The following is a 6,425-nucleotide window of genomic DNA, read 5'->3' as shown; positions in this document are numbered from 1 at the left end:
ATGGAGGCGCATTATAGGGAGTGAATTCGTTCTGGCAACCCCTCAGCGGCAATAAAATTGCAAAAAAGGCCACTTTTTTAGTTATTCATCTCCAACCACAGCTTTTATACAAACTTATCCACAGAAACCGCCTTCAGGTTGCTAGAATGGCCGAAAACAAGGAGGACAAGATGGACTTGCGACTGAGACCCTACAAGGGAAAACGCCCGCAACTGGGCAAACGGGTGTATGTAGATCCCTGCGCGACACTGGTGGGCGATATCGAACTGGCCGATGATGCCAGCATCTGGCCCATGGTGGCGGCACGGGGGGATGTGAACCATATCCGCATCGGCGCCCGCAGCAATATTCAGGACGGCACTGTGCTGCACCTGACTCGCAAGAGCGCCAGCAACCCGACCGGCTATCCGCTGCTGATCGGTGAAGATGTCACTGTGGGTCACAAGGCGATGTTGCACGGCTGCACCATCGGCAACCGGGTGCTGGTCGGCATGGGTGCCATTCTGCTTGATGGCGTCGTGGTTGAAGATGATGTGATGATCGGCGCAGGTTCGCTGGTGCCACCGGGCAAGCGACTCGAATCGGGCTTTCTATATATAGGGAATCCCGTCAAACAGGCTCGCCCGCTCAAACCCGCCGAGATCGCCTTCCTCAAGACCTCGGCGGACAATTATGTGCTGCTCAAGGATGAGTATCTGCAAGAGACCTGATAGGGCTGGCAGAAACAGGAAGCCCGGCATAATGCCGGGCTTCGCTTCTTATATAGCTATATAGCAGTGCAAAACGGCTGACCGGAGATCAGTGGGCCTGATCCCAGTTGTCACCGGTACCCGCCTCCACCAGCAGCGGCACATGCAGTTCGGCTGCGGCAGACATCTTCTCCTTGATGATGGCGATGTACTCCTCCAGCTTCTCTTCGCGGATCTCGAACACCAGTTCATCGTGTACCTGCATCAGCATGCGGATCGACTCATCTTCAATCTCTCGGATCCAGCCATCCACGTTGATCATGGCGCGCTTGATGATGTCGGCAGCCGTACCCTGCATGGGTGCGTTGATGGCGGCCCGTTCGGCAGCCTTGCGCAAACCGGCGTTGCGGGACTTGATATCCGGCAGATAGAGGCGACGACCAAACAGGGTCTCGACATACCCCTGGGCTTCCGCCTGCTGACGGGTGCGCTCCATATACTCCAGCACGCCCGGGTAGCGCTCGAAGTAGAGATCCATGTACTTCTGCGCTTCAGCACGACCGATCCCCAACTGCTTGGCCAGACCGAAGGCGCTCATGCCGTAGATAAGGCCGAAGTTGATCGCCTTGGCGCTGCGGCGCATGTCGGTGGTGACTGCATCGAGCGCCACGCCGAACACCTCGGCGGCAGTCGCCTTGTGGATGTCCTTGCCCTCGGCAAAGGCGGTCAGCAGCCCCTTGTCACCGGAAAGGTGCGCCATGATGCGCAGCTCGATCTGGGAGTAGTCCGCCGCCACCAGCTTGTAACCGGCGCTCGGAATGAAGGCCTGACGGATCCGGCGCCCCTGCTCGTTGCGCACCGGGATGTTCTGCAGGTTGGGATCAGATGATGACAAACGGCCCGTAGCCGCCACCGCCTGATGATAGGAGGTGTGTACCCGACCGGTCAGGGGCTTGATCATCAGCGGCAACTTGTCGGTGTAGGTGGACTTGAGCTTGGCCAGACCGCGATGCTCCATCAGCAGTTGCGGCAGCTCGTAGGTCTCCGCCAGCTCGGCCAGCACCTCTTCCGCAGTGGACGGTGCCCCCTTGGGAGTCTTTTTGATGATCGGCAGGCCCAGCTTGGTGAAGAGGATCTCCCCAAGCTGCTTGGGTGAGGAGAGGTTGAACTCCTGCCCGGCCAGCTCGTGAGCCTGCTTCTCCAGTTCCGCCAACCGCAGCTCGATCTCCTGGCTCTGCTGATGCAGCAGCTTGGGATCGATAGTGGTGCCGAGCAACTCCATCCGCGCCAGCACTGGCAGCAGGGGCAGTTCGATCTCGCTGAATACCTTGGCAAGGCCCGGCACGGCCTCCAGCTGACCCCACAGGGTCTGGTGCAGACGCAGGGTGATGTCGGCATCTTCCGCCGCATAGGGGGCCGCCTGCTCTAGCTCGATCTGGTTGAAGGTGAGCTGTTTCACCCCTTTGCCTGCGATATCTTCAAACGAGATGGTCTCGACTCCGAGATAACGCTTGGCCAGCGAATCCATGTCGTGACGGCTGGCGGTAGAGTTGAGCACATAGGACTCGAGCATGGTGTCGTAGGCAATGCCCTGCAGGTCGATGTCGTGGTTGAGCAGCACGTTGCGATCGTACTTGAGGTTCTGCCCCACCTTGAGACGGGTCGGATCTTCCAGCAGCGGCTTGAGCTTGCCCAGCACCACGGCCTCGCTCAGCTGTACCGGGGCCCCCAGATAGTCGTGGCCAAACGGCACATAAGCAGCCTTGCCCGGCTCAACCGCGAAGGAGACGCCAACAATCCGTGCCTCCATATAGTCGAGACTGGTGGTTTCGGTATCGAAGGCAAACAGCGGTGCCGATTTCAACTGTTCCAGCCAGCCGTCAAACTCGGCTTCGTCCAGAATGCAGCGGTAGTCGGTTTCGATGGCGGCAACCGGAGCAGCGCTCTCATCGCCAGCCTCGTCTTGTCCGGCGCTCTCGCTCCCCTCTTCACCACCGGACTCCAGCTCCTTGATCAGGTTGCGCAGCTCGTATTCGCGATAGACCGCCAGCAGGGACTCCTTGTCGACAGGCTTGAGCAACAGCTCTTCCAGACTCTGTTCCAGCTCGACATCGGTCTTGATGGTCGCCAGTCGATAGGAGAGACGAACCTGCTCCTCCTGCTCGCGGAACTTGTCGGCGAACGCCTTGGAGCCACGAAAGCCGAGCGCGGCCACCTTGTCGAGGTTGGCAGCAATCTCGTCGATGCTGCCGATCCCCTGCAGCAGGGCAAGTGCAGTCTTTTCACCAACGCCGGTCATGCCGGGAATGTTGTCGACCTTGTCCCCCATCAGGGCCAGATAGTCGATGATGAGCTCGGGCGGTACGCCGAACTTCTCGATCACCCCTTCCCGATCGGTCTTCACATCTTTCATGGTGTCGATCAGGGTGACATGGTCGGAGACCAGCTGCGCCATGTCCTTGTCACCTGTGCTGATCAGCACCGGCAGCTGCTTCTCGGTCGCCTGACGGGCCAGGGTGCCGATCACGTCGTCGGCCTCCACCCCTTCCACCATCAGGAAGGGGAAGCCCATCGCCTTGATCATCTGGTGGATAGGGGCGACCTGGCTACGCAGATCGTCCGGCATGCTGGCGCGGGTCGCCTTGTACTCGGGATAGATGTCGTCGCGGAAGGTCTTGCCCTTGGCATCAAACACCACGGCCACATGACAGTCAGGATATTGCTTGCGCAGGCTGCGCATCATGTTGGCCATGACACGGACGGCGCCGCTCGGCAAACCGGTCGATGTGCGCAGATCGGCCTGCTGGGAGGCGAAGAAGGCGCGGTAAAGATAAGAGGAGCCGTCGACCAGAATAAGGGGATTGCTAGGGGCCATGAAATCGTCCTGCCAGAGATAAACAGCCGCTAGGATGCCACAGGGCCCCCCTCACACCAAGGGGCGCAGCAACAGCACACAGCGCCTGATAAAGGAACTCAGTCTGTGGATAACTCTGTGTTCAAAAATGGGGCGCATCAGGACGCACAGTGATAAAACTGTGCATAAGAATATAAAAACTCATTAAAAACAATGCATTGAGATCGTAAAAACCGATCGTGAGACAGTTAGAATGATCTCGATCAATGTGGAAAAAGATTTAAGGGAGTAGGTACGGCAGGATCCAAAACGAAACAATCCTAGCACAGCAAGATGACTTGACCAGCGGAGGGCGAGCGATAACCATACAAAAGTACAACAATCCATCCTGGCTCACATTTTCAACAACGAGGAGTTTGCCATGAAAAAAGTGGCCGTGATTTTGAGTGGCTGCGGTGTCTTTGACGGGGCCGAAATCCACGAGGCCGTCATCAGCCTGCTGGCGTTGGCCCGTCAGGGAGCCGCCGTCCAGTGCTTCGCCCCGAACGTGGCGCAGCTCCATGTCATCAACCACCTGACCGGTGAAGTGAGCGAGGGGGAGAGCCGCAATGTGCTGGTCGAAGCGGCCCGTATCTGCCGTGGCCAGATAAAGGATGTGGCCGAACTGGATGCGGTCGATTACGACTCGCTGCTGGTGCCCGGCGGCTTTGGCGCGGCCAAAAACCTGTGCGACTTCGCTATCAAAGGAGCCGAGTGCCAGATCCAGCCCGATGTGCTGAAAGCGTGCCAGAGCTTTGCCAACGCCAACAAACCGGCCGCCTATATCTGCATCGCGCCCGCCATGATCCCGCTGATCTACGGTGCCGGGACGCTGGCGACCATCGGCCATGACGAGGGTACCGCCAACGCCATCGAGGCGATGGGTGGCAGCCATCTCAACTGCCCGGTCAACGAATTCGTGGTGGATCAGGAGCGCAAGGTGATCTCCACCCCCGCCTACATGCTGGCCAACAACATAGTGGAAGCTGCAGACGGCATCGAGAAGACAGTCAAGCAGTTGCTGGCGCTGTAATTCCCATCCCGCCAAAAACAGACGGGCCGCTCATGGAGCGGCCCGTTTTCAATTCTGCCTGAAGGCGATGAATTAGATGGTTTCGCCCATCTGATCCATTTTGCCCAGCAGGGCACGCAGACGCTCCTGCCATGCAGTGTGCTCGTTGCGCAGCTGATGGTTCTCGTCTTGCAGCTTGCTGTTCTGCTCTTTCAGCTCGTCCAGCTCCATCTTCAGCAGGGAGATGTTGTCGACGGCGGATTGTACTTTGGATTCGAGTTGCTCAAGGACTTCTAGTGACATATGCATACCTGTTTGTTCAATTGCGATGCCCCACAGAGGGCGATTCAAGCGCGTGAAGCCAGCATACCCCGAGCGCATCGGCACAAACAAGCCAGTGCGCTGTAAAATGCGCCTTCCATAGATGTATTGTCTAAATATGCGTCTATTTTTCTCGCATCCTGCGCCCGAGCCGCGACAACACACTGAACCATGCGTAAAAGACCCCGCCGCCCGCGCATCATTTGCCCCCTCCTGACGGCGCCGCCGTTATCCATGCAAGGCGATATAAGCCCCCAGCAACAGACAGGCGACCACATACATCAGCAGGCCGTAGAGCAGGTTCCAGCGCAGGATCAGCCCGGCACTGAGGTTGTAGCGGGAGGCCAGCGCCAGATTGGAGCCGGAGAGCGGACTGGTGCCGGTGGCAAGCCCCCATCCCAGCAGGAAACACATGCCGAGCAGGCTGGGATCCGGCGCCATCGGCCAGAGCAGTGGCGCCAGCCCGGAGATACTGATAAGCGGATGCACCCCGACGATGGCCACCAGCAGGATCAGCAGCAGAGTCAGGGATGCCTCAAGCCAGCCAAAGTGGTTGAACAGTGGCAGGCCATGACCGGCACCGAGATCGATGACCGACAACGCACTGTTGATGCCTGCCGCCAGCAAACCGGCCCCCAGAAACAGCACCAGCTGACCGCCGATGGCGGGAAAGCGCTCCACCACCTGCCGCTTGAGGGCCGCCTTGCGCCCGACCCTCGGCATAAAGAGCAGCGCCAGCAGCGGGGCCACCAGCGCGATCACCGCCAGAATGCCAAGCTGGGGCCATACCTGCTTGATGAGCAGTACCAGCAGCGCCAGCGTGACCGGCAACCCCAGAGTCTGCAGCCTCAGCGGATAACCGGCAAAGTCGGCCACCCCGATCCGCTCCACCTGCCAGGCAGTGAGGCCCATCGCCAGCAAGGCGGCGAGGATCCCGAACGGCAGAATATGGGAAAGCTGCAAGCCCGGCGCATAGGTGAGCGCCACCGCCATGGCGACAAAGAAGGGTGACCAGAAGGCGGCAGCACAGAAGACCCGGCTCAGCACCATCACCTGACGCCGCTCCAGGGTGCCATTGCGCTCCAGTCGATCGCCGATGATAAACAACACCGAGAGGTTGATGACCGCCCCCAGCAGATTGAGGCTGGCCATGGTGCTCCACAGCCCCTTGCACCCGATCCAGGAGGTGGTGCCGGTCAAGAGACCCGAGGTGGCGAGGTTGAGGGTGCTCACCGCGGCAAACATGGTGAGCATATTGATGTTGGGCAGCAGCCAGTCACCGGCGGTGAGGGTCGCTCCCTGCCACCAGGAGAAGATGAGCAGCAACAGCGCCGCGCCATACAAGGCCAGCGCCTGCCGCTTGGCGGCTCCCACCAGCCAGGGCCAGGTGAGCAGTGATGCCCCCCAGGCCGCAATGGCCGCAGGCCAGGGGGAGAGTCCCAGATAGAGATGGAGCAGGTTGAGCAGCCACATCCCCAAAATCAGATAACCCGACCAACGTTTGGCCATC

The 6,425-nt window shown here is 59.5% G+C and carries 5 protein-coding genes; 2 read left to right on the top strand and 3 right to left on the bottom strand.

Annotated elements, in window-relative coordinates; translation table 11 throughout:
* Positions 1–170: 170 nt before the first annotated feature.
* Positions 171–710: a gamma carbonic anhydrase family protein gene (locus AB5Y99_RS17845; RefSeq protein WP_108541386.1), complete on the top strand. Its 540-nt coding sequence runs from the start codon at positions 171–173 to the stop codon at positions 708–710.
* A gap of 88 nt (positions 711–798) precedes the next feature.
* Here the strand turns inward: AB5Y99_RS17845 and polA are convergent, their stop codons facing one another.
* Positions 799–3,564 carry a DNA polymerase I gene (gene polA, locus AB5Y99_RS17840; RefSeq protein WP_368210339.1) on the bottom strand — a complete coding sequence of 922 codons (2,766 nt, stop codon included), beginning with the start codon at positions 3,562–3,564 and terminating at the stop codon, positions 799–801.
* A 400-nt stretch (positions 3,565–3,964) separates the two neighbouring features.
* Between polA and elbB the strand changes: the two genes are divergently transcribed.
* A complete protein-coding gene (elbB, locus tag AB5Y99_RS17835; RefSeq protein WP_236294633.1) occupies positions 3,965–4,615 on the top strand; it encodes an isoprenoid biosynthesis glyoxalase ElbB in 651 nt (216 codons plus the stop codon).
* 72 nt (positions 4,616–4,687) lie between these two features.
* Here elbB and AB5Y99_RS17830 read toward each other — a convergent pair whose 3' ends face one another.
* Entirely contained in the window at positions 4,688–4,897 is a 210-nt protein-coding gene (locus AB5Y99_RS17830; protein WP_005339554.1) for a cell division protein ZapB, read from the bottom strand.
* 246 nt (positions 4,898–5,143) lie between these two features.
* Entirely contained in the window at positions 5,144–6,424 is a 1,281-nt protein-coding gene (locus AB5Y99_RS17825) for a hypothetical protein (protein WP_368210336.1), read from the bottom strand.
* Position 6,425 lies beyond the last annotated feature (1 nt).

The organism is Aeromonas sp. R4-2 (genome assembly GCF_040908295.1).
GTDB lineage: Bacteria > Pseudomonadota > Gammaproteobacteria > Enterobacterales > Aeromonadaceae > Aeromonas > Aeromonas veronii.
The sequence above is the reverse complement of the archived record's forward strand: the minus strand, read 5'-3'. Positions and strand labels throughout refer to the sequence as shown.

Excerpts from the sequence above, each read along its gene's own strand:
- AB5Y99_RS17845 (WP_108541386.1), top strand. The coding sequence starts at position 171 with ATGGACTTGCGACTGAGACCCTACAAGGGAAAACGCCCGCAACTGGGC.
- polA (WP_368210339.1), bottom strand. The coding sequence starts at position 3,564 with ATGGCCCCTAGCAATCCCCTTATTCTGGTCGACGGCTCCTCTTATCTT.
- elbB (WP_236294633.1), top strand. The coding sequence starts at position 3,965 with ATGAAAAAAGTGGCCGTGATTTTGAGTGGCTGCGGTGTCTTTGACGGG.
- AB5Y99_RS17830 (WP_005339554.1), bottom strand. The coding sequence starts at position 4,897 with ATGTCACTAGAAGTCCTTGAGCAACTCGAATCCAAAGTACAATCCGCC.
- AB5Y99_RS17825 (WP_368210336.1), bottom strand. The coding sequence starts at position 6,424 with ATGGCCAAACGTTGGTCGGGTTATCTGATTTTGGGGATGTGGCTGCTC.